General features: G+C 67.4%; 1 protein-coding gene. It reads left to right on the top strand.

Annotated elements, in window-relative coordinates; all coding sequences use genetic code 11:
- Window positions 1-1,326 (top strand): NCS2 family permease (locus tag DMC61_RS40760; protein WP_233595114.1); only part of this gene is annotated, 1,326 nt, incomplete at both ends.

The following is a 1,326-nucleotide window of genomic DNA, read 5'->3' as shown; positions in this document are numbered from 1 at the left end:
GTCCACACTGGACCGGTTCTTCAAGATCAGCGAGCGCGGCTCGACACCGGGGCGGGAGATCCGCGGCGGGATCGTCACCTTCTTCACGATGGCCTACATCGTGGTGCTGAACCCGCTGATCCTCGGCAGCTTCTCCGCCGAAGACGCGGGCGCGCACAAGGACGTCCTCGGCAACATCCTCCCCGTGCCGCAGGTCGCCGCGGTGACCGCGCTGGTCGCCGGGGTGCTGACGATCATCATGGGCCTGGTCGCGAACTACCCGTTCGCCATCGCCACCGGACTCGGCATCAACAGCCTGATCGCGGTCACCTTCGCCTCCCAGATGACCTGGCCGGAGGCGATGGGCCTGGTGGTGATCGAGGGTCTGGTCATCGTCCTGCTGGTGTTCGCCGGTATCCGGACGGCGGTGTTCAACGCCGTGCCGCCGCCGCTGAAATCCGCGATCGCGGTCGGTATCGGCCTGTTCATCTGCCTGATCGGCCTGGTCGACGCCGGCTTCGTCCGCCGTGTGCCGGACGACGCGAAGACGACCGTGCCGGTCGGGCTGGGCATCAACGGCTCGATCGCTTCGTGGCCGACGCTGGTGTTCGTCGTCGGTCTGCTGGTCACCGGCATCCTGGTGGCGAAGCGGGTCAAGGGCGCGATCCTGATCGGTGTCCTCGCGTCGACCTTGGTCGCGATCGTCGTCGAGGCGATCACCAAGGTCGGCCCCTCGAAGGGCGTGAACCCGCAGGGCTGGAACCTCGGCTACCCGGCGCTGCCGGATCAGGTGCTGGGCATTCCGGACCTCTCGCTGGTCGGTGACATCTCCTTCAGCGCCTGGACGCGGCTGCCGATCATCACCGTGGTCCTGCTGGTGTTCACCCTGGTACTGGCGGACTTCTTCGACACCATGGGCTCGATGACCGGCCTGGCGAAGGAAGGCGGCCTGCTCCCGGCGGACGGCAAGCTCCCGAACGTCGGCAAGGCCCTGTTCGTCGACGGCACCGCCGCGGTGGCGGGCGGGTTCGCGTCGTCGAGTTCGAACACCGTCTTCGTCGAATCCGCCTCCGGTATCGCCGAGGGCGCCAGGACCGGGCTCGCGAACGTCGTCACCGGCGTGCTGTTCATCGCGGCCATGTTCCTGACCCCGCTCTACCAGGTCGTCCCGGTCGAGGCCGCCGCTCCGGCGCTGGTCGTCGTCGGCGCGCTGATGATGAGCCAGGTCAAGGAGATCGACTTCTCCGACTTCACCATCGCGCTGCCCGCGTTCCTGACGATCGTGGTCATGCCGTTCACCTACTCGATCGCCAACGGCATCGGCGCCGGCTTCGTCAGCTACGTCGT

This window comes from Amycolatopsis sp. WAC 04169 (assembly GCF_003947535.1).
Lineage (GTDB): Bacteria > Actinomycetota > Actinomycetes > Mycobacteriales > Pseudonocardiaceae > Amycolatopsis > Amycolatopsis keratiniphila.
Note: the sequence above shows the minus strand (reverse complement) of the source record. Positions and strands in the feature narration are given on the sequence as shown.